This is a genomic window from Xylanibacillus composti (assembly GCF_018403685.1).
In the GTDB taxonomy this organism is placed as follows: domain Bacteria; phylum Bacillota; class Bacilli; order Paenibacillales; family K13; genus Xylanibacillus; species Xylanibacillus composti.
This window is the reverse complement of the sequence record NZ_BOVK01000006.1, coordinates 35582-56732: the sequence shown is the minus strand read 5'-3', so window position 1 is coordinate 56732 and position 21151 is coordinate 35582. Positions and strand designations below refer to the sequence as shown.

Annotated in this window: 21 protein-coding genes; 8 read left to right on the top strand and 13 right to left on the bottom strand. The window is 52.6% G+C overall.

The window, feature by feature from the left end; genetic code table 11:
* The first annotated feature begins 2 nt into the window (after positions 1-2).
* Genes XYCOK13_RS02125 through XYCOK13_RS02100 form a run of 6 tightly spaced genes read left to right on the top strand, consistent with a single transcriptional unit; the run spans position 3 to position 5474 of the window.
* Entirely contained in the window at positions 3-1250 is a 1248-nt protein-coding gene (locus XYCOK13_RS02125) for a glutamate-5-semialdehyde dehydrogenase (protein ID WP_213410225.1), read from the top strand.
* A 27-nt stretch (positions 1251-1277) separates the two neighbouring features.
* Complete coding sequence (gene proC / locus XYCOK13_RS02120; RefSeq protein ID WP_213410223.1) at positions 1278-2138, top strand: pyrroline-5-carboxylate reductase; 861 nt, start codon at positions 1278-1280, stop codon at positions 2136-2138.
* On the top strand, positions 2135-3364 hold the full coding sequence (locus XYCOK13_RS02115) for a 2,3-diketo-5-methylthiopentyl-1-phosphate enolase (protein WP_213410221.1): 1230 nt from the start codon (positions 2135-2137) through the stop codon (positions 3362-3364). Before proC ends, XYCOK13_RS02115 begins: the two co-directional genes overlap by 4 nt.
* Before the next feature lies 1 nt (position 3365).
* Positions 3366-4085, top strand: coding sequence for a 2-hydroxy-3-keto-5-methylthiopentenyl-1-phosphate phosphatase (locus tag XYCOK13_RS02110; RefSeq protein ID WP_213410219.1), 720 nt, complete (start codon positions 3366-3368; stop codon positions 4083-4085).
* Positions 4086-4739, top strand: coding sequence for a methylthioribulose 1-phosphate dehydratase (mtnB, locus tag XYCOK13_RS02105; RefSeq protein WP_213410216.1), 654 nt, complete (start codon positions 4086-4088; stop codon positions 4737-4739).
* Positions 4740-4769: 30 nt separating this feature from the next.
* Positions 4770-5474: a 4'-phosphopantetheinyl transferase family protein gene (locus XYCOK13_RS02100; RefSeq protein WP_213410214.1), complete on the top strand. Its 705-nt coding sequence runs from the start codon at positions 4770-4772 to the stop codon at positions 5472-5474.
* Positions 5475-5480: 6 nt separating this feature from the next.
* Here XYCOK13_RS02100 and XYCOK13_RS02095 read toward each other — a convergent pair whose 3' ends face one another.
* The 7 genes from XYCOK13_RS02095 to XYCOK13_RS02065 all read right to left on the bottom strand — a co-directional run bounded on the left by XYCOK13_RS02095 (position 5481) and on the right by XYCOK13_RS02065 (position 12672).
* Positions 5481-6215: a DnaD domain protein gene (locus XYCOK13_RS02095; protein WP_244864938.1), complete on the bottom strand. Its 735-nt coding sequence runs from the start codon at positions 6213-6215 to the stop codon at positions 5481-5483.
* Between the two features lie 6 nt (positions 6216-6221).
* Positions 6222-7442 (bottom strand): acetate kinase, encoded by a 1221-nt coding sequence (locus tag XYCOK13_RS02090; protein ID WP_213410209.1) that lies wholly within the window; start codon positions 7440-7442, stop codon positions 6222-6224.
* Complete coding sequence (locus tag XYCOK13_RS02085) at positions 7439-8314, bottom strand: 3-hydroxyacyl-CoA dehydrogenase family protein (protein WP_213410207.1); 876 nt, start codon at positions 8312-8314, stop codon at positions 7439-7441. The genes XYCOK13_RS02090 and XYCOK13_RS02085 overlap by 4 nt, the downstream gene beginning before the upstream one ends.
* Before the next feature lie 275 nt (positions 8315-8589).
* On the bottom strand, positions 8590-10101 hold the full coding sequence (locus XYCOK13_RS02080; RefSeq protein ID WP_213410205.1) for an AAA family ATPase: 1512 nt from the start codon (positions 10099-10101) through the stop codon (positions 8590-8592).
* Positions 10094-10630, bottom strand: coding sequence for a hypothetical protein (locus tag XYCOK13_RS02075; RefSeq protein WP_213410203.1), 537 nt, complete (start codon positions 10628-10630; stop codon positions 10094-10096). The genes XYCOK13_RS02080 and XYCOK13_RS02075 overlap by 8 nt, the downstream gene beginning before the upstream one ends.
* A gap of 255 nt (positions 10631-10885) precedes the next feature.
* On the bottom strand, positions 10886-11383 hold the full coding sequence (locus XYCOK13_RS02070; RefSeq protein WP_213410200.1) for a cell wall elongation regulator TseB-like domain-containing protein: 498 nt from the start codon (positions 11381-11383) through the stop codon (positions 10886-10888).
* A complete protein-coding gene (locus XYCOK13_RS02065) occupies positions 11380-12672 on the bottom strand; it encodes an amidohydrolase (RefSeq protein WP_213410198.1) in 1293 nt (430 codons plus the stop codon). The genes XYCOK13_RS02070 and XYCOK13_RS02065 overlap by 4 nt, the downstream gene beginning before the upstream one ends.
* A 122-nt stretch (positions 12673-12794) precedes the next feature.
* Between XYCOK13_RS02065 and XYCOK13_RS02060 the strand changes: the two genes are divergently transcribed.
* Both XYCOK13_RS02060 and XYCOK13_RS02055 read left to right on the top strand, forming a co-directional pair.
* On the top strand, positions 12795-13418 hold the full coding sequence (locus XYCOK13_RS02060) for a DUF47 domain-containing protein (RefSeq protein ID WP_213410196.1): 624 nt from the start codon (positions 12795-12797) through the stop codon (positions 13416-13418).
* Positions 13411-14424: an inorganic phosphate transporter gene (locus tag XYCOK13_RS02055; protein WP_213410194.1), complete on the top strand. Its 1014-nt coding sequence runs from the start codon at positions 13411-13413 to the stop codon at positions 14422-14424. The genes XYCOK13_RS02060 and XYCOK13_RS02055 overlap by 8 nt, the downstream gene beginning before the upstream one ends.
* A 121-nt stretch (positions 14425-14545) precedes the next feature.
* On the opposite strand, the gene XYCOK13_RS02050 is transcribed toward XYCOK13_RS02055, so the two are convergent.
* The 6 genes from XYCOK13_RS02050 to panB form a co-directional block, all read right to left on the bottom strand.
* Positions 14546-15166, bottom strand: coding sequence for a redox-sensing transcriptional repressor Rex (locus XYCOK13_RS02050; protein WP_213410192.1), 621 nt, complete (start codon positions 15164-15166; stop codon positions 14546-14548).
* Positions 15163-18084 carry an ATP-dependent DNA helicase DinG gene (dinG, locus tag XYCOK13_RS02045; protein ID WP_213410190.1) on the bottom strand — a complete coding sequence of 974 codons (2922 nt, stop codon included), beginning with the start codon at positions 18082-18084 and terminating at the stop codon, positions 15163-15165. The genes XYCOK13_RS02050 and dinG overlap by 4 nt, the downstream gene beginning before the upstream one ends.
* A gap of 48 nt (positions 18085-18132) precedes the next feature.
* Positions 18133-18765 (bottom strand): tetratricopeptide repeat protein, encoded by a 633-nt coding sequence (locus XYCOK13_RS02040; RefSeq protein ID WP_213410188.1) that lies wholly within the window; start codon positions 18763-18765, stop codon positions 18133-18135.
* 106 nt (positions 18766-18871) lie between these two features.
* Positions 18872-19255, bottom strand: coding sequence for an aspartate 1-decarboxylase (gene panD / locus XYCOK13_RS02035; RefSeq protein WP_213410186.1), 384 nt, complete (start codon positions 19253-19255; stop codon positions 18872-18874).
* 15 nt (positions 19256-19270) lie between these two features.
* Complete coding sequence (gene panC, locus XYCOK13_RS02030; protein WP_213410184.1) at positions 19271-20167, bottom strand: pantoate--beta-alanine ligase; 897 nt, start codon at positions 20165-20167, stop codon at positions 19271-19273.
* On the bottom strand, positions 20164-21030 hold the full coding sequence (gene panB, locus XYCOK13_RS02025; protein WP_213410182.1) for a 3-methyl-2-oxobutanoate hydroxymethyltransferase: 867 nt from the start codon (positions 21028-21030) through the stop codon (positions 20164-20166). Before panB ends, panC begins: the two co-directional genes overlap by 4 nt.
* Positions 21031-21151 lie beyond the last annotated feature (121 nt).

Below are 21151 nucleotides of genomic sequence, written 5' to 3'. Positions count from 1 at the left end.
CCATGAGTGAAGTCATAGCAAAAGCAAAAATGGCCAAAGAAGCATCGTTTGCGCTCGGCGTACTAAGCACAGAGCAGAAAAACCAAGCGCTGCTTCAAATGGCCGACCACCTGATAACCCGTCAGGCAGAGATCATAGAAGCCAATGCGGAGGATTTGGAGCGCGGACGTCAAACCGGACTAAGCGTTTCATTATTGGATCGTCTGGCGCTGAATGAAAGCCGAATCGAAGCGATGGCGGAGGGCCTGAGACAAATCGTGGAGCTTCCGGACCCCGTAGGCGAAACACTTCAAACTATGACGCGCCCGAACGGCTTGCGCATTCGCCATCTGCGTGTGCCTATCGGACTAATCGGCATCATCTACGAAGCTCGGCCGAATGTGACCGTCGACGCCGCCGGTCTTTGCTTGAAGACGGGCAATGCGGTTGTGCTTCGCGGAGGCTCGGCGGCTCTGTCCAGCAATCGCAAAATTATTGACATTTTGCATGACGCGCTCGATGCCTCGGCAATTCCGAAGGACGCACTGCAGATCGTGGAAGATGCCAGCCGTTCTTCCGTAGATGAAATGCTCAAGCTGAACGGCATCATCGATACGATCATTCCGCGGGGCGGCGCCTCCTTGATTCAGAATGTCGTACAAAACGCAACAGTGCCGGTCATCGAAACCGGAGCCGGCATTTGCCACACTTATCTGGATGCAGAAGCAGAACCTGCCATGGCATCGGACATTGCGTTCAATGCCAAGGTGCAGCGCCCCTCTGTCTGCAACGCAATGGAAACGCTCCTCGTTCATGAAAGCTTTGCTGCAGCGCATTTGCCCGACATTGCTCAGCGGATGAAGGAAGCGAATGTAGAACTGCGCGGCGACAAGCGCGCGTGTACGCTAGTGCCCGGTATGAAGGAAGCGGCAGAACAAGACTGGTCTACGGAATACAACGATTATGTCCTGAACGTGAAGATTGTGAGCAGTTTGGATGAGGCGCTCATGCATATCCGCCGATACGGCACGATGCACTCCGAGTGCATTGTGACAGAAAATGAGCTGCACGCCCGTCGCTTCCTTGCTGAAGTTGACGCCGCCGCAGTATATCATAACGCCTCTACCCGGTTTACCGACGGTTTTGAGTTCGGCTATGGCGCGGAAATCGGCATTAGCACGCAAAAGCTGCATGCTCGCGGACCAATGGGGCTGCCAGCGCTGACATCCAGCAAATATCTGATTGAAGGTTCGGGTCAAATCAGGCAATAACAGGTTCCTTAAAGGAGAGAAACTATATTGGGTGATTCAGTTCAAGGAAACATCTGCTTTATCGGCTCAGGCTCCATGGCAGAGGCCATACTTCGCGGCATGCTGGAACGCCAAATCGTGGAGCCGGGGCAAATTACGGTGACCAACAGGCAAAATCGCGTGCGCCTGGAGCAGCTCCAGAGCCAATACGGTGTCAATGCTGCTTTCGACGCCGAGCATCGGGAACAAGCGGTAAAGGAAGCTTCTCTGCTGCTGTTGGCCGTTAAGCCGAAAGATGCGGAAGCTGCGCTTGCCAGCATACGCCACTGCATGCATCAGGAACAGCTGCTTGTCAGCGTGCTTGCAGGCGTATCGATTGCCTCGCTTCAGCGGTTTGCCGGCATGGAGCTTCCCGTCATCCGGACGATGCCGAATACTTCAAGCACCATTGGACTCGGTGCCACGGGCATCAGCCTTTCACCTTCCGTCACAGCTAGTCAGAAAGCCCAGTCTTTGGCGGTATTTAACGCGATCGGCATCGTCAAGATTGTAGAGGAAGACCAGCTGCATCTGGTTACCGCCTTGTCGGGAAGCGGCCCCGCCTATATTTACTTGATGATGGAGGCCATGATGGAGGCAGCCGTTTCCTCGGGCATGGAGGAAGCGACCGCAAAGGAACTCACTGTCCAGACGTTTTTGGGGGCGGCCCAGATGGTCGAACGAACTGGCGAAGAACCCGCCGTCCTGCGAGAAAAGGTCACATCGCCGGGCGGTACCACCTTTGCCGCCCTGGAGCAATTTCGCAAACTGGGATTCAAGGAAATGGTGAAACAAGCAATGGACAGCGCTGCCGCGCGATCCAGGGAAATGGGCGCAGCCATGGAATCCGCAAAAGGAGGATCAGCATGAACCGCAATTGGAAGGAAAACTACTGTGTGGCGACTTATCGGCTGCATGACGAAAAAGCCGATTTCGAAAAAAAGGCGCAGGGTATCGCCGTCGGCCTTACTGTTGGCAGCTGGACAGATTTGCCGCAGGCGCAAAAAGCGGAGATGGAAAAGCACCTCGGGCAAGTCGTCTCGGTTGAAGTGCACGATCAACCGGGCAAGGAGCGATACGCAGATATCCGCATCGCTTACCCGGACCTTAACTTCAGCCGGGATATTCCGGCACTGCTCGTGACCGCGTTTGGCAAATTGTCCATGGACGGCCGCATTAAATTGCTGGATCTCGAAGTATCTGACCGATTCCGGGAAGGTTTCAACGGGCCAAAATTTGGATTGGACGGCGTCCGCAAGCTGCTTGGCATTCCGGACAGACCGCTGCTTATGAGTATCTTCAAGTCCGTAATCGGCCACAACCTGCCTGAGCTGCGCGAGCAGTTTTATCAACAGGCTCTGGGCGGGGTTGATCTGATCAAGGACGATGAGATTCTGTTCGAGAATCCGCTCACCCCGCTGGAGAAACGGGTGCGCGCCTGTATGGAAGCAGCGGCGGAAGCGGAGCAGAAGACCGGGCAAAAACTGCTCTACGCCGTGAATTTGACCGGCCCGACGAGCCAATTGAAGCAGCAAGCGGCGAAAGCAATCGAAGCAGGAGCAAATGCTCTCTTGTTCAATGTGCTGGCATACGGCTTCGATGTCCTGCATGAACTGGCACAGGATCCGGATATTTCTGTCCCTATCGCCGCACATCCGGCTGTGGCCGGCGCGCTTTACCCTTCCCCGCATTACGGAATCGCTGCCCCTCTCTTGTTGGGCAAGCTGATGCGGCTGGCAGGCGCGGACCTTGTCTTATTTCCTTCGCCATACGGCTCTGTCGTCATGCCGAAGGAGGAAAACATGGCGATTAAGGAGGCTTTGCTTCAGCCGGACGAGCATTTGAAGCGGTGCTTCCCGGTTCCGTCAGCGGGCATTCATCCGGGACTTGTGCCTTGGATCCTCCGCGATTTCGGAACTGAAGTGATTGTAAATGCCGGCGGCGGCGTGCACGGCCATCCCGGCGGCGCTGCTGCTGGCGGACGAGCGTTCCGGCAGGCAATCGATGCCGTGCTTCGGGGCGAGGACTTGACACAAGCAGCCGCAAGCCAGCCTGAATTGGCTGAGGCCATTCGATTGTGGGGGGCCAAGCAATAAGATGACCCTGCGCAGCCAGAATAAACAGCCTATCGTCTTTTGCGATTTTGACGGAACGATTACGATAAAGGACAATATTGTTGCGATCATGCGCCATTTCGATCCGCCCGGCTGGGCGGACACGGTCGATGATATCATTAGCAAGCGGCGGAGCATTCGCGATGGGGTTACCGCCCTGTTCGCTTCTCTGCCTGCCTCCCGCAAGGAGGAGATCATTCGCTATTCGGTCGACAATGCCGAGATTCGCCCCGGCTTTCGCGAGCTGCTTGACGCGTGTCGAAAGCTGAACATCCCGTTCTATGTTGTCAGCGGCGGCATTGATTTCTTTATCCGGCCGCTTCTGGCACAATTTCCGATAGCGCCTGAACATGTATATTGCAATGAAGGCCATTTCGACAGCGAGTACATTCGCATTGAATGGCCGCATGCTTGCGACGAACATTGCAGCAATGATTGCGGCACGTGCAAGCCTCGCATTATGAGGCAATTCGCCCCGCAGCATTACTATCGGATTGTGATCGGGGACAGCATTACTGATTTCGAGGCAGCCAAAGCAGCAGACTATGTTTTCGCCCGTTCCCATCTCTTGGAGCAATGCAAGACTAACGGAATCCCTTACGAAGCCTTCGAGGACTTTCATTCCGTAGCGCAATCGCTCCAGCAACTTCATACGCGCCTGCTCCAGGAGGGTGCGAGCATCAGGAAAACGGAGGAAAGTTAAATGACCACATCATATACAGCAGAAGACCGGCAGCGAGTGTTTGCCCAGTTGGCCGCGGACAAGGCGGTGTTGGCCTCCAAAGGCTGGTTCCCCGCTACAAGCGGCAATATGTCCATTCGACTCGGCGATGAACCGGCGAGCGCTGCGGCGCCCTCCTTTCACTTCGCCATCACGGCCAGCGGAAAAGACAAATCAGTCAACACGCCTGAAGATTTCTTGCTTGTCAACGAGCAGGGGAAGCCCGTGGAAACCACCTCGCTAAGACCGTCTGCGGAAACGCTCATTCACTGTGAGATTTACCGCTTAACGGGCTGCGGTGCGGTGTATCACGTCCATACTGTCTACAACAACTTGATTTCCGAACGGTTCGGCGATCAAGGCAGCGTGGCCATCAAAGGGGTAGAGTTGATCAAGGCGTTCAACATTTGGGAGGAAGATGCGGAGATCCATATCCCGATTTTGCCCAACTATGCGGATATTCCCAAAATCGCAGCACTCGTAGAAGGGGCATTGAATCGGGCAGTACCCGGCATATTGCTTCGCAACCACGGTATATATGCTTGGGGAGAAACTCCCTTCGAAGCCAAACGTCATCTGGAAGCATTTGAATTTTTATTCGAATACGAGTATCGTCGTTTAGCACTTCAGGCTTAGCTTCACCCTGACAAGGAAAGGGGCATTGGCATGAACATTTATGCCTGGCGCGTGTCAGAGATGCTGGAGGGGAGAAGATACGAACAATTATGCACCCTTGTCACGAAGGAGCGGCTGGAGCGTTCCGGCCGTTTCTTGCGGGAGATCGATACGTGCCGTTCCTTGATGGGGGAAGCGATGATCCGCCTGGTTGCGGCAGCGGACTTGAATCTCTCCCTTTCATCTATTCGTTTTCAATTGGGGGAATACGGGAAACCGGAAATTTCCGGCAGCAATTCCTATCGCTTCAATCTATCTCATTCCGGCGATTGGGTGGTGCTGTTCACCACCAAGGACGGAAGCCGAATCGGCATTGATGTTGAGCAAATAGGCGACATGCTCTGGCAAGTTGCCGAAAGTGTCCTGACCGACCGGGAACTTTCGGATTTAAGAGGACACGCGGCAGAACAGCAGCCAGCGTATTTTTACCGATTGTGGACGATGAAAGAAAGTTACATTAAAGCGCTGGGGACTGGATTGTCCATGCCCTTGAAGCAGTTCTCGATACTAAGAACGGCTGACGGATTTGCAGGACGCGGTGCAGGAGCGGAAAACTTCTCATTCCAAGCTTATGAGCTGGATGACAGCCATAAGCTTTCCGCCTGCAGCGAAGGTGCGCTCCCGTCATGCTGGCAGTTGTTTGATCTGCAGCAATTTCTAACAATGAACCAGCTGCAGCATGGCGGGCGAGCGTAAGCAGCCCTAGCGTCCGGAGCGAAACTGCTTTGTAAATTCCTTCGCTTGCTCCGCCGTACGAATTCGGTTCCGCTGCCACTCCAGCAAGATCCGATCAATGTAGCGAAAATTGAGCTTGCCGGCGAAAACAGCCTCCTTCAAGGCAAGCAGCACCAGCTCTCTGGGGTAACCATCCGCATCAAGCCAACCAGCAATTGTCTCTCCCTCCATCGGTGTGAGCGGCCGTGCAAATTCTTTCTCGAATATAAAATAAACGTCCTTCTCCGCAACCGCGGCAGAAGCAGAAGCTGCGTCCGTCGCTTCCATCGATATGCTTGCTGCACTTTGACGTTGACCGAATGTTTCCGGCGCCGGCAAGTCCATGTCGACAGCTGCATGCTGTTCCTGTTCCGCAAGAAGCGTTTCAGCCAATCTCCTATACAACGGCGTCAGAGAATAGCATTCCGATTGGACTCCGCTGGCCGGATCAATCTTCTCCTCAATAAACAGCCACCCTTGCTTGACAAGTCGGCCCAGCGTACCGGCAATGGCATCGAGCGGCAAGCCCATTCGTTCGCTCAGCTCGTCCGGAGTCGGGAATGCATTCAGCTCCTTCTCCTTGAAGGCAAGGAGCTGCAAAAGCAGCATCATCTCAGTCTCTCCCAATCCGAGCTTGTGATAATAGCGCAAAAGCGAGTAAGGCACATTCACAACTCCGTCGCCATATGCAAGTGCTACACCTTCATGAAATGCTGCTCCCATACGCATTTATTCTCCTCTTTCGTCTCCTCTGTTGTTGACCAGTCGATACGTATCTCTTGCAATAACAAGCTCTTCATTCGTCGGAATGACCAATACCTGCACCCGCGATTGCTCCGTAGTTATACGCCGATCCGAAGATGATTGCTCGTTGTTCCGTTCCCTATCCAGTTCCACGCCCAGATAAGACAGCTGTTCGCAAATGCGCTCGCGAAGCAGGGCCGCATTCTCGCCAACTCCCGCTGTAAAGACGACAGCATCTACCCCGTTCATGGCGGCTGCATAGCTGCCGATATATTTGCGAATCCGGTACTCATACATTTCGAAAGCGAGCGCGGCCTGCTTGTCACCGGCTTGCATCGCCTCAATAATTTCCCGCATATCGGAGCTCAAACCGGAAACGGCCTGCAATCCGCTATGCTTGTTGAGCATCGAATTGACCTCGCTGACGTTCAGATCGTGCTTTGCCATAGCTAAGGGCACTACGGCCGGATCAAGATCACCGCTTCTCGTCCCCATCATTAAGCCTTCCAAAGGTGTCATCCCCATGCTTGTATCGTAGGATTTGCCTTCCAGGATGGCCGTACAGCTTGCGCCATTGCCAATATGGCATGTGATCATCTTCAGCTGATCCAGCGGCTTGCCCAGAAAGGCGGCTGCCCGATCGCTCACATACATATGCGATGTGCCGTGGAACCCGTATCGTCTAATCTTATGCTTGCGGTACAGCACCATCGGAATTGGGTAAAGGTAGGTTTTCGGCGGCATGCTCTGGTGAAAGGCCGTGTCGAACACTACGACTTGGGGAACATCCGGCATATTCAATTCAACCGCATTGATGCCCATCATATGGGCCGGATTATGAAGCGGCGCAAGATCGAACAAATTCCGAATTTCTCGCTTCACCTGATCATCCACAATGACCGATTCCGAAAAACTCTCGCCGCCATGCACGACACGGTGCCCCACGGCATCAATGTCAGCGATGGAGGCAATGACGCCGTGATCCGGATGCACCAGTTGATCCAGCAAGTGGCGCACGGCTGTTGTATGGTCCAATATCTCGCTCACATGCCGAACATCGGGCTTCCCCGAAGGCTCATGAACGAGAATCGATGTCTCAAATCCGATGCGTTCGACTCTGCCCTTGGCCAATACTGTCTCATCCTTCATATCGTAAAACTGATATTTCAATGAGGAACTGCCCGCATTAATGACCAGTATCTTCACAGCCGATCACCATCCTTGTCATACCTGAAAAATCCTTCTCCCGTCTTGACGCCAAGCTTGCCGCCCCGAACCATCTTTTTCAGCAAGAAAGAAGGCCGATATTTAATTTCCCCGAATTCACGGAACATGCGCTCCATGGCTGCCAGCACGGCATCCAGACCGAAGCGGTCAGCCATTTCCAGCGGGCCATGGTGAAAATCGTACCCGATTCGCATCGCCGCATCAATATCTTCGGCTGATGCCACCCCTTCGCTCAACGTATGGAGAGCCTCGTTGATCAATGTGCATATCAACCGGGTGGTGACAAAGCCCGGCGATTCATACACAAGAATCCCTTGTTTTTGAATGACTTCCTCCACGAACTGCTTCGTTAACTGGAACGTTTTGTCCGTTGTATGTAGACCGCGTATGATTTCGACGAGATTGATCTTGGCAACCGGATGCAGAAAATGCATGCCGATAATTCGCTCCGGCCTTGCCGTTTTACTCGCCAGCTCAGTCAAGCTCAAGGTAGAGGTGTTGCTGGCAATAATGGCATCCTCCCGGCAAACCTGATCCAGCTGGGCAAAAACCTGCTTCTTCATTTCCAAATCTTCCGTAATGGTTTCGATCACCATGTCGCAAGAGGACAGCTCGCTCCAATCCGCAATTCGATCAATTCTGGACAGGACCAGCTTCTTCTCGGTCTCGGTAATGGCCCATTTCTCAATTTGCTTGTCCAAGCTTATCTGAATAGATTCCCAGGCCCAGTCCAGCCTTTCCTGCGATCTCTCTACAAGCAAGACATCCAGCCCTTTCGCTGACAGCATTTCGGCAATGCCCTGCCCCATCGTGCCGGCTCCAATGACCCCAATGCGCTTAAATAATTGCATGTTTCGTCACCCACTCATCCTGAAAGTCTCGGTTTACTTCGATCATACCTAATTTTGTATCGAATTTCACGTATTATTGTCGATCTAATCGTCAAGTTGGAGAGAACTGAACCATGTTTCAGAAATTAGACAAGACTTTTGCTCGTTGTGAGAGCTCCGCTTCAATATTAACTCTACAGGTAGGATGTGCACAGACATTAGAAACATGTACAGTCTGTCGGGAATCGCAAAAATCCCCTGCCGAATAGTTCTGCAGGGGATCATCTTATTCCAGCTTAGGATGCTGAAACGGGTTGTCTCGTTGCCGCAGCATCTGCCATCAAGCTGCGGAACTGCTCGCCAGATAAAGTTTCCTCACGAATTACTATCGCCAAAGAATGCTCAAATACGTCGCGGCGCTCCTCCAGCATCCGGCGCGTACGGCTGAACAAATCGTCCAGAATCCGTTTATTCTCGCGCATCCAGTCCTCCTTCGTCAACATGTCCGGATGCACGATGCCGAGCTCTGTAAGCCCGGATTCGATCATCGTCTGCACGATGCGAATCGCCTGCTCAAAGTCATTGCGCGAGCCAGTGCTTCGCCCGCCATAGAAAATCTCCTCCGCCGCTGCGCCGCCCAAAGCGATCATAATTTGCTCTTCCAGGAATGATTTCGTATACAAGTAATGCTCCTTCTGCGGATGATGCCTGACGTAACCAAGCGCTTGCCCGCGCGGACTCAGAGCTACCTGAGAAACAGCGCCCGGGCGTACAAGCTCAGCAGAGATAGCGTGTCCCAATTCATGAATCGCGACACGTTCCCGCTCTTCCTTCGTCGTTTCGCGATCCGTTTTCTCGCCCATCATGACCTTATCAATCGCCATATCAAGATGCCGCTGCCCGATGGCCGAAGCCTCGTCGCGCAACGCATAAATGGCTGCTTCATTCATGACGCTTTCCAGCTGAGCGCCGGAAAACTGGAACGACTCCTCTGCCACTTTCTCCAAATCAATGCCTTCATCCAGCGGCTTGTTCTTGGCATGAAGCTTGAGAATATGCAGACGTCCCTTTTTGTCCGGGAGGTCTACCGCAATGTGACGGTCAAATCTGCCCGGGCGCAGCAAAGCGCTGTCCAGCATTTCCTTGCGGTTAGTGGCTGCCATCAAGAAGATACGCGGTGAATCCGTTGTGTTCATGCCGTCCATTTCCGTAAGCAATTGATTCAAGGTCTGATCGTATTCCCGATGCTGGCCGCCGTCCCGCTTGCCGCCAATGACATCAATCTCGTCAATAAAAATAACTGCGCTATCCTTGTTCTCCTTCGCAGCGCGCGTGCGCGCTTCCTTGAACAGTTCCCGCACACGGCTGGCACCAACGCCGACATACATTTCCACGAATTCACTGCCTGACGCAGAGACGAACGCCGAATCGGTATAGTGCGCTGCGGCCTTGGCCAGCAAAGTCTTCCCTGTTCCGGGAGGCCCTGTAAGCAGAATGCCTTTCAAAGGGCGAATGCCCAGTTTTTGCATCTCCTCGCGCTTAATCAGAAAATCAAGAGCTTCTCTCAACTCCTGCTTCGCCCGATCCTGCCCGCCTATCTCATCAAAGGTCATATAAGAAGGCTTCTTCGGCTTGTCATGATTTTTCGACCCGACTCCTATCATTCCTCTTGCCCGCGCCATAAACACCAAGGCCCCAATAAACAAGCCAGCAAGCAAAATAGGGACTATATTCAACCCGATAAACAGCAAAAAAACCAAAACGACCGGCACGACACCAATCGCAATCTCTTTTCCCCATTTACTCATTGGGCCACACTCCCAACATGACAGGCTCCCGGGGCAGCATGATGTACTTGGCATGTTCGCCCGCCTGCAACCGCACATAAACGTATTGTTCGTCCATTTCGGTATGAACTGTCGGGTTCGGCCAAACATGCGCCCGTCCTTCCAGCACCGTCGGGATACTGCCGTACTGACGGGTAGCCATAGCTTCAGCTACATCGAACAGCGCTTGCGACCACCACTGCTCCAAATCTTCGCTAGAAGTCATATCCAGATTGAGAATAAGCTCGCGGTTCTGAAATATAGAAGGGTTTCCTTCCACTATTTGTTCTCTGATCGCCCGCAAGCTTGCATCATTGGACAAGGAAAGCGTAACACGCACGGCATCTCGCTCGACAGCAACGGCTTCCACTGCCTGAATTCCTTCAATGCCTGCAATATGATCATGAAGCGGATTCTTCAAGGCGACGCTGTGGTATGCAAACCAGCCTCCAAAAAGAACGCCGCTAGCAAGTACGACACTTATGACAATAGGCAAAAGACGCAATTTCATTTCGTCAGCGTCCCCCTCTCTATCACTCAAATATATATAATTTTATATATCCAAGTATATCATATGAGTGCGTCAGAATAAGTAAGCAATGTGTGGAAGCAATCCCATCGTCGGGGTTTCTTTACTAAGCTTCACTCTTGCATGAAGTTGATTGTTCCCTAGTGCATCCGAAGTCTCTCCCGGGTTGTGAAATGCTGCCTTCCATTATCAAAAAGAAAAAAGACCAACGGATATACCGTTAGTCCTCCTTGGCATTCAGTCCGGGATGAGGCTTAGGCGAAGTGTCGTGAGCTTCTCCCCGTCCGAAAAGCGGTAATAGTCGTAATAATGGCGCTTCCCTCTGCTTTCCCGCTTCAGGTAATAAACCTCCCACACATATTCATCCTTCCATACGCCGGGAACGATGCGAATGAGCTCGGCTTCCGGCTCGTTCTCCTGCATCATCAGACGAATCTGGTTCCTCGCCCATCCATCATCGGCCTTTTCCGCATGAAGCTCCTCTTTGCCCGCCCATACGATCCACTCGGTGCCCGCTTCGTCTGTACCGAATACGATCTGATAGGATTCCGCCCCGGAGAAGGTTTCTATTGAAGTGATTTCCGTAATGGGGGTCTGCTCTAGCGCCAGCTTTCTCGCCGCCTGCTGTTCGTCCCAGAGCGGCCTTTGAATCAAGTTATAATACCAGACGACTGCGAAGAGTATCGCGGCTGCAGCTGCGATAACGGCCGACCATACCTTCCAGCGTTCATTCATTTGCCGATCACACGTTCATAGCAAGCAGTAAATTGGTGCTTGATCTGTTCCTCATCCAACGTCAATAGCTCCCGATCTTTCACCAACTGCTTGCCATTGACCCAAACGTCCATCACATCTGAGGAATTCGCTGCATAGACGAGATGCGAAACGAAATTTGTATTCGGGTAGTAATGCAATCTCTCCGGGTTTATCGAGATAAAATCTGCTTTTTGGCCGATCTCCAAGGTCCCTACATCATCCAGCCAGATTGACCTTGCTCCATATACGGTCCCCATCCTCAAAGCTTCCATAGCAGGTACAGCCGTAGGGTCGCCCGTTGTTCCCTTATGAAGCAGGGCGGCAAGCCGCACCTCTTCCAGCAGGTCCAAATTGTTGTTGCTTGCCGAGCTATCGGTGCCGAGCGATACGAGGACGCCTGCTTGCAGCAGTTCTGGCACGCGGGCAATTCCGCTGGCCAGCTTCAGGTTGCTGCCCGGATTGTGAGAGACACGCACGTCATACTTGGCCAATATAGAGATTTCCTCATCGGTTAAATGAACGCCATGGGCAACCAGACACGGCCGACTGAACACACCCAGTTTCTCAAGGTGACGCACCGGACGCTCGCCGTACTGTTCGACATTTTGCGCCACTTCTCTCGCCGTTTCCGACATGTGAATGTGTATCGGCTGATCCAGCTCATGCGCAGCTTGCACAATGTTGGCTATAAATTCCGGAGGACAAGTGTATGGAGCATGCGGAGACATCATCGTAGTGATGCGCCCGTCTGCTTTCCCGTGCCACGCACTGACGAAGGCAGTTGCCTCATCGAGCTTCGCCCGCTGCACGTCTGGCGGCACTAGACCAATCATGCCCCTCGTCAGGCAGCCGCGCATGCCGGACTGTTCCACAACCGCAGCCACCTGGTCCATATGGTCATACATGTCGACGAAGGCGGTTGTGCCGCTTAACAGCATCTCTGCGGCAGAGAGCATCGTCCCCCACTTGACGTCCTCCGCTGTAAATTTCGCCTCGTTGGGCCACATTTTTTCCTCCAGCCATACTTGAAGAGCCAGATCATCTGCGTAGCCCCGAAGCAAGGACATTGCGGCATGGCCATGTGTATTTACAAAACCGGGCATGTAGACTCTATATGTACCGTCAATCACTGTGTCAAACTCGCCATCCGGCACGCCGCTTCCCAAATATGTGATACGATCCTCTTCCACGGCCATCGATCCCTGGAGAACACAATCGTCGCTATTCATCGTAATAAAGGTCCCATTTTTGATCAACAATTTCGCCATTTTTGCATCATGACTCCTTTCCAATCCGATCCTTTCTTAATGTAACAAATTTTGCATTGCATGTCGAATGAGGGCTGTGGTAAATTTTAAGAATGTGTAAAGATACTTGAGGAGGGATACGAATGCTCGTATTTCGGAAAAAGGACGATGTGAATTTCCTCAACCTGATGATTAAGTCCGCAGAAAACTGCGTTAAGGGCTCGCATTTGTTGAGACAAGCCTTGATGGGCGAAAAGGAGCCGTCCGCTTACCTGCAGTCCATGAAGGAACTGGAGGATGCCGGAGATTCCTACACCCATGAATTGTTCAAGGGGCTTAACCAGGTGTTTATTACGCCATTGGATCGCGAAGATATTATGGAACTGGCGGTCCGGATGGACGATGTCATGGATGGCATGGAGGCTTCTCTAGCGCGCTTCGACTACTTGAGCGTTTCCTTCAGCGATGATTACATGAAGCAGTTCTCCGAGGTGCTCGTCTCGCAGTGCGAGCATATGCTGCAAGCGTTCAAGCTGCTGAGCAAGAAAAAGTACATGCAAATACACGAGCATACTTTACATATCAACAGCCTTGAAAATGAGGGCGATCGCTTGATGCGTGAAGGCATCCGTGAAATCTTCAAAAATCCAAAAGACCCTTACCACGACTTCAAGCTGAAAGAAATCTATGAAAGGCTGGAAGAAACTACCGATGCTTGCGAAGACGTAGCTGACATCCTGGAAAGCGTGGTACTTCGCTATGCTTGAAGGTTTCAGTTTACTGGTAATCATTGTCATCATCATGGCGCTGGTATTTGACTTTACGAACGGCTGGAACGATTCAGCCAATGCAATTGCAACAGTAGTAGGCACACGGGTACTGAAGCCATTGCCTGCCGTTCTATTGGCGGCAGTGCTCAACTTGGCGGGGGCCTTCGCCTTCACCGCTGTAGCGAAGATGATCAGCCAAGGCATCGTGGATCCGCAGCATATTACCCTTTACGTCGTCGTCGCTCTCCTGGCAGGTTCAATCACCTGGAATATTCTTATGACGTTGATTGGCATGCCGATCAGCGCCTCCCATTCCTTGATTGGCGGTATTATAGGAGCCGCAGTCGCACACGGCGGGTTCGGCATCTTGATCATGAGCGGAGTACAAAAGGTATTGATTGCCATGCTGGTTTCTCCGATTATCGGTGCGGTGCTCGCTTACTTGATTATGAAGCTGCTCCTTATCATTGTAGGCGGCGTCCAGCCATCCAAGGTGAAGAAATCATTCGGCATCCTTCAGCTTGTATCCGTTTCGTGGATGGCCTTCAGCCACGGCAGCTCCGATGCCCAGAAAGCGATGGGCATCATCATGATGGCGCTGGTCGCCGGAGGAGTCGGCGGCATTACCATGGACGATCCGATTCCTTTCTGGGTCATTACATCTTGCGGTCTGGCTATTGCGTTCGGAACGGCGATCGGTGGTTGGAAAGTTATCAAGACGTTGGGAATGCGCCTTAGCAAGCTGGAGCCGATTCACGGCTTTGCTGCAGAAACTGCGGCAGCTATGATTCTGACAACCGTATCCAAAATCGGCATCCCGGTCAGCTCCACACATACGATCACCGGCGCCATTATCGGCGTAGGGATGACCGGAAGGTTAAGCTCGGTACGGTGGGGCATTGCCGGCAAAATCGTCTCGGCTTGGATCTTTACATTGCCGGGCACTGCTTTAATCGCTTTTCTGTCGTACAAGCTGTTGGTTGCTATCGGTATAGCGGGATAATGGATGCGGACGTATACGAACGATATAAGGCTGTCCAAGGATCATTTTTGAATGATACTGGGACAGCCTTATATGTATGCCGTCAAGCCTGCTACCATGACTCTGGTTCTAAGTCTGACAGCTAATCCAGATAATATGCCAGACTATGAAGCTCTGTCGTGAAATCCGCATAATGAACCCGTACTTCGGAAGGCACCTTCAGAATAGCGGGCGCAAAGTTAAGGATTGCCTCGACTCCAGCTTGCACAAAACGGTTTGCAACATTTTGCGCCTCTGAAGCAGGCACGGTTATGATCCCGACTCGCACTCCCATCTCTTGCACAACTTGCTGCAGCGCCCCGATCGGCTGCACCTCGATATTGTTGATCGTCGTGCCAATCTTGGCAGGCGAGGCGTCAAAGATGCAAACAATCTTCATGTTGTCCTGCAAATACTTGTTGTAATTGCTTAAGGCCTGACCCAAATTGCCTGCGCCAACCAAAGCAACATGGATCATTTGGTCCAGCTTCAGTATATGACGTATTTTCTCTATCAAATACCCCACATCATAGCCGATCCCCTTCTTGCCAAATTCACCGAAATAGGCCAGATCCTTGCGGATTTGCGCTGGATTGAGATCAAGCTTCTGGCCCAGCGCTTGTGAAGAGACAGTTTGTACTTCCGACAGCGCAAGCTCATTCAAGTAACGCAAGTAGATGGGCAGTCTTCTGACAACCGCTTCTGATATTTTCGGTCCTTTCATCCTTGCTCCCCCTTTTCGTCAACGAGATTGGCCGGGACCTGCTCCTCCCTATCCAACCATTGTTGAACACGCGGTACAAGCATATCCGTCTTCATATGTTCAATCTTCGGTCCTGGCAGCGAGTACAGAAAATGCTTGCCATAAAACGTATCCAGCACTCTGGTATCAAATAGAATGACAATCCCCTGATCCTGCGCGGTACGAATTAATCGTCCGAAGCCCTGCTTGAATCGGATTACCGCTTGCGGAACGGAGTAATGCATGAACGGATTTTTTTTCTGCAGCTTCAATCGTTCGCACTTGGCTTCGACCAGCGGGTGATTGGGCGGCTGGAATGGCAGGCGAACCATGGCCAGACATGTCAGCGCATCGCCGGGAATGTCCACGCCTTCCCAAAAGCTGCTTGTGCCGAGCAGCACACAGGCTTCGCTCTCCTTAAACCAGCGCGTGAGCTTGCTGCGATTATGCGTCTCCACACCTTGGCCAAGCAGCTCGATCCCGTTCCATTCCAATGGCTCCTTCAGCAGCTCGTGCGCCTGCTTCAGCATCCGATACGATGTAAACAACACTAGCATACGGCCGCGAGTGGCAACCGCTGTTTCTACAATCGTAGACGCAAGCTGACGCAGAAATGCCTCTTCCCCTTGCCCTCCGCCTTTCAGCTTCGGGAAATCCCTCGGAATACAGACCAATACCTTGCTGCGATAGTCAAATGGAGACGGGAGCACTGTCGTTTGCAGTCGGCCGCTGGCATAATCGTCTGCCAAACCTAGCTGATCTATAATATACTCGAACGACTGCTTCACAGACAATGTCGCAGAAGTAAGGATGATGCTGTCTTTTGCTTGAAAAAACAAGCTTCGCAGCTGTTCGCTCACATCGATGGGCACGGCTACCAGCTGCAGCGACTTGTAACGATATGCAGCCTGTGCTTCCAGCCAGTATACAGTCGATGAATCATTGAGCTTCATGAATTTCTTAATCGTGTCTTTCAACCTTTGCAAGTCCTTAAGTGTACCGGATATGTCCGTTAGCTGCGCTTGTATCTCCGTATCGTCCCAAGCCTCGCGAATGGTTTGCGCAAGCTTCTCCGCCTTCTTCAACAGGAGAGCAAGACGCTCCTGCAGCAGTTCGCCATTGAGCTGCAGCGTCTCCCAATCATCGGGAAGCTGATCCGCCCTCAAGCGAACGACCTGACCGGTATCCGTGGCTGCCTGGCGATTGCTCTCAATAAAGGCCTTGTACATGCTTTCACAAAGCTGGTCCCAGTGCTCCTTCGACTCGGCAACGATCGGGAACAGTGCTTCTGTCTCCTCGGCCCATTGTTCAGGATAAGCCTCCGTAGGGGCGCTGGCTGCCTCGCTGCGCAGCATTCTCGCCAATGCAGGCAGCCTGCCGTTCTGGCCATCCTTGTACAGCCAACCGAGCGTATTCAGCAGACCGAAATAGTTCGCTTGACTGCCCAAATGCTTGGCCGCCGTTTCCTCGAAATGATGGGCCTCGTCTACAATGAGCCGGGAATATGCAGGCAGAAGGCGCGAATCCGCCTGTGTATCCGTGAATAACAGGGAATGATTCGTGATGACCACATCCGCAATATTCGCCTGATGCTTCGCCCTATGGTAGAAACAACGCCGGAACCAAGGACATGCCCGGTTGAGGCAGGAATCGGCGTCGCTGGAAACGTCTGACCAGAACTCGGCGCCTTTGTTGCCGAACTGCAGTTCCTCCTCATCCCCATGATCGGTTTCTCCAAGCCAGATCACCATCTGTGAAGCTGCGACCAGATCGTCCTTGATTGCATCAAAGTCCCTATGATTAATTTTATGCTCGAATTTGCGGAGACACAAGTAATGGCTGCGGCCTTTTAGAACGGCAGCCCGGAATGGCACGGGAAAGAGCTCATTTAATAACGGAATGTCCCGCTGGCGAAGCTGTTCCTGCAAGTTGATGGTGTGCGTGCTGACGGTTACTTTTTGTTCATGCAGGATGCTGTAATGCAGCGCGGGAATCAGATAACCCAGGGATTTGCCGGTTCCGGTGCCAGCTTCAATAAGCAGATGCTTGTCCTCGGAAAGGCATTGGTACACTTCATGAATCATCTGATCCTGAGCCTCCCGCGGCTCAAACTGCGGAAAGCGCTTGACGGCTTCTTCCTTGAACTGTTCATAAAACTTGGCGAATTCCGGCTCCAGGTCGAAGGCTTCGTCTTCTTCGTCGCGCGCCGGTCTCTCCTCTGTCCATTCGGATACCCGAAGTACGAATTGCCGGAAATAGTCGGATTCCTTTTCTTCCATTTGAATCTGCTGTTCCTTCCGTGTCCGCAGCTCTCCCAGAAACCAAGCCAAATCCGCTGCCTGCGTCACTTCCGGCCTGTCAAACAAGTGGCAGAGACGCTGAATCGTCAGCAAGGGCAGGCTTTCCAGCTTGTCTAGAATCTGAAGGAATATGCGCGCTGTCACTTCTGCATCGCTGTCAGCCTGATGAGCCCGTTCGTGCTCAATCCCGAAAGCGGCGGCAACCATGGAAAGCTGCAGGCTGCCGAGTCCCGGGTACAGCATTCTCAGCAGATCCATCGTATCGAGCACAGGGCCTCCGAATGGCGCATATCCGCATTGCTCAAGGGCGCGCTGCAGAAACCCGGCATCAAATGCTGCATGATGCGCGACAAGGACGCTGCCATCCAGCAGCGGAAGAAGCTCGTTCATCACTTCCTCCAACTCGGGCGCGTCCTTTACCATATCGTCATGAATGCCTGTCAATCGTTCGATAAAGGCCGGAATCGGAATATCTGGCTTCACGAACGAGCTGTACATGCGTGAGATTGTATCGTCCTCTACAACGGCAGCGCCAACCTGGATAATCTGGTCTTCGGCTGAATTTCCGGTTGTTTCAAAATCAATGACTACAAATTTCATGAGTCCGCCTTCCATCCCTTTCCGGGCCCAGGCGGCAGATTCCCAGAGTCAGTGGGGAAATCCGGACCCCATCTGCAGGCTGCCCGTTTCTCCAGTCAGAACCTGCATATTGCGAATCGGGTCATCCAAATCGGGATCCTGCTCATGCGCCAGCATGAACAGCTCTACCGCCTTTTCCAAATTGCGTTTTTTCACTTGTATGCAGCCCATTGCATTATAGGCAACGGCTTTCAGCCTGGAATCGCCGGATAATTGAATGATAAATTGAAAATGCCTGTATGCTTCTCCGGTATCCCCATGCTGCATGTAACAAAGTGCCAAGTAAAATCTTGCCGGCAAAAAATCCGGCTGCAGACGGACTGCTTCTTCAAATTGTTCAATCGATTGTTCAAACATCAGCAGCTTTAGGAAGCCATGTCCTCTTTCATACGCTTCGCGCCATGCTTGAGAATCGCCCAGTGCCGGTGAAGGAGCATCGACTAAAGCCGTAGCCGGTTTTGGATGCAGCACACCCATTTTTTCCTCGAACAGAAGCCACTCCTCAATGCAGGTGTCGCTCATTGATTTCAGTACGGCGAGCTGATCCAGCAGCTCCTGTCTTTCGTTTCCCTTTGCTTGATCCAAGTTGGCAATTATGTGATCGAGCATCTCGTTCATTACGGCAAACATATGCTTGAACATGCACGTTTCCCTCCTTGGCATATCCGGCTGAGCGCCGAGTGAGCAGGTACATTCATTCTTTGTTACCTCGGCGACTTTCATGCATGCATTCGGAGGATGTCACATGTTACACAATGGTGGCGTGGATTTCCTCGCCGATCATTTCTTTAATACGGTTGTGCTCATCCATTAAGGCAACTTTCGGCTTGTAGGTTCTGGACTCATCGTCGCTCATGATCGCATAGGCAATAATAATGACAATATCGCCTGGCTGAACGAGTCTTGCCGCAGCGCCGTTCAAGCAAATGACGCCCGACCCGCGGGGACCGGGAATCACATAGGTTTCCAACCGGGCGCCGTTATTGTTATTGACGATCTGCACCTTCTCATTCGGCAGCAGGTCGACAGCTTCCATAAGCGCTTCGTCAATGGTGACACTGCCTACATATTGCAGATTGGCTTCCGTAACGGTAGCGCGATGAAGCTTGGATTTCATCATGGTCCGAAACATCCCGCAGCACCTCCTTTATTCAGGATCATGGTCGAACACCATATTGTCGATTAGCCGGGTATTGCCGAATTTGACAGCCAACGCGGCGATTAATGCTGTTCCTTGATGCTCGATCCATTCCATCATGCGGCTCTCGCGCGCAGGCGCTTCCAGCCGCGGAAACGTTCGCACTTCCGCATACTCGATCACTGCCAGCGGCGATTGCTGGATGGTGTCCATTAACAAGCGTTCCGCCTGCGCTACAGTCAGCTCCCGATCCTTCAAGGCTTCCCGCAAAGCTTGGAGCGCTTTGTACAAAACCGTCGCTTGGCTTCTCTCTTCCGGCGTCAAATATACGTTGCGCGAGCTCAACGCCAGGCCGTCCGCTTCACGAAGCGTAGGACAGCGCACAATCGTCGTATCCAGATTCAAATCATTCACCATCTGTGTAAGCACGGCAACCTGCTGCGCATCCTTCATGCCAAAATAGGCGCGATCCGGATCCACTATATGGAACAGCTTGCTGACAACAGTAGCTACACCGTCGAAATGACCTGGGCGGGACGCGCCGCAAAGCGCTTCCGTAATGCCGGCTACCTGCACGGTCGTCAACGGCTTATCGGGATACATTGCTCCCAGTGAAGGCAGAAAAACCGCGTCCGTGCCAACCCCCTCCGCCAACGCCAAATCCCGCTCTTCATCCCGCGGATATCGTTCGAAATCCTCTGTCGGCCCGAACTGGAGCGGATTGACAAAAATGCTCAGTACCGTATAATCGTTCTCCCGCTTCGCACGCTTGACGAGGCTGAGATGGCCGTCATGCAAATACCCCATTGTCGGAACGAGGCCAACTGTACGGGTTTTGCCCGTTCGATAGGCGCTTTGTGCTCTTAGCCATTGACGCATTTCTTCGACAGAACGGCAAATGATCATGCTTCTCCGCCTTTCCGGGGGATGCTCTTGACTTCATCCATAACGTCCGCATCCATAGGGAACACATGCGTCTCCTCCGGAAACATACGCGCTTTCACTTCCTTCACGTACTGACCGATAGCATCGCGCACTATGTCCTGCACATTCGCGTAGGGCTTGACGAAGCGGGCCTTTACCGGTGAAGCATACTGCAGCAAATCGTGATAGACTAGAACCTGTCCGTCGCAGCCTCTGCCTGCTCCGATTCCGATCGTAGGAATGGAAATTTGCTCGGTAATCCAGGCCGCCAGCGGTTCGGGAACCATCTCCAGCACAACGGCGAATGCCCCTGCTTGTTCAAGCGCCTTCGCATCCTCGACCAGCTTGATCGCTTGGTCCACACGCTTGCCCTGGACCTTGTAGCCGCCAAGCTGGTTGATCGCCTGCGGAGTCAGACCGATATGGCCCATTACCGGCACGCCTGCCTTCACGCAGGCCGATACCGCATCGCAAATTTCCGCGCCGCCCTCGAGCTTCACAGCCTTGGCCATGCCTTCTTGCATAAGCCGCGCTGCGTTGCGCAAGGTGAAATCGATGCTGCCGTGATAGCTTAGAAACGGCATATCCGCCAGCACGAAGCTGTTCTTGACAGCGCGAGTTACCGCTTTCGTATGATGAATCATATCTTCCATTGTGACCGGAATCGTCGAGTCGTATCCAAGCACGACCATGCCGAGCGAGTCGCCGACAAAGATAATATCCGCTCCGGCTTCTTCTGCCAGCTTGGCAGAAGGATAATCGTACGCGGTCACCATGGCGATCGGCTGCCCTTCCTTTTTCATCTTCCGCATGTCTCCGGTGTTGAGCATCTTGCGGTATTCCATAACAGGCTCCACTCCTTCTGTTAAGCGGATTGTGCCCATAGCTATGCCTGATAGACGAATCAAAAAAAGGCATCTTGCCATCGGAATAGTCCGAGACTGCAAGACACCTCTTCACAGCAAG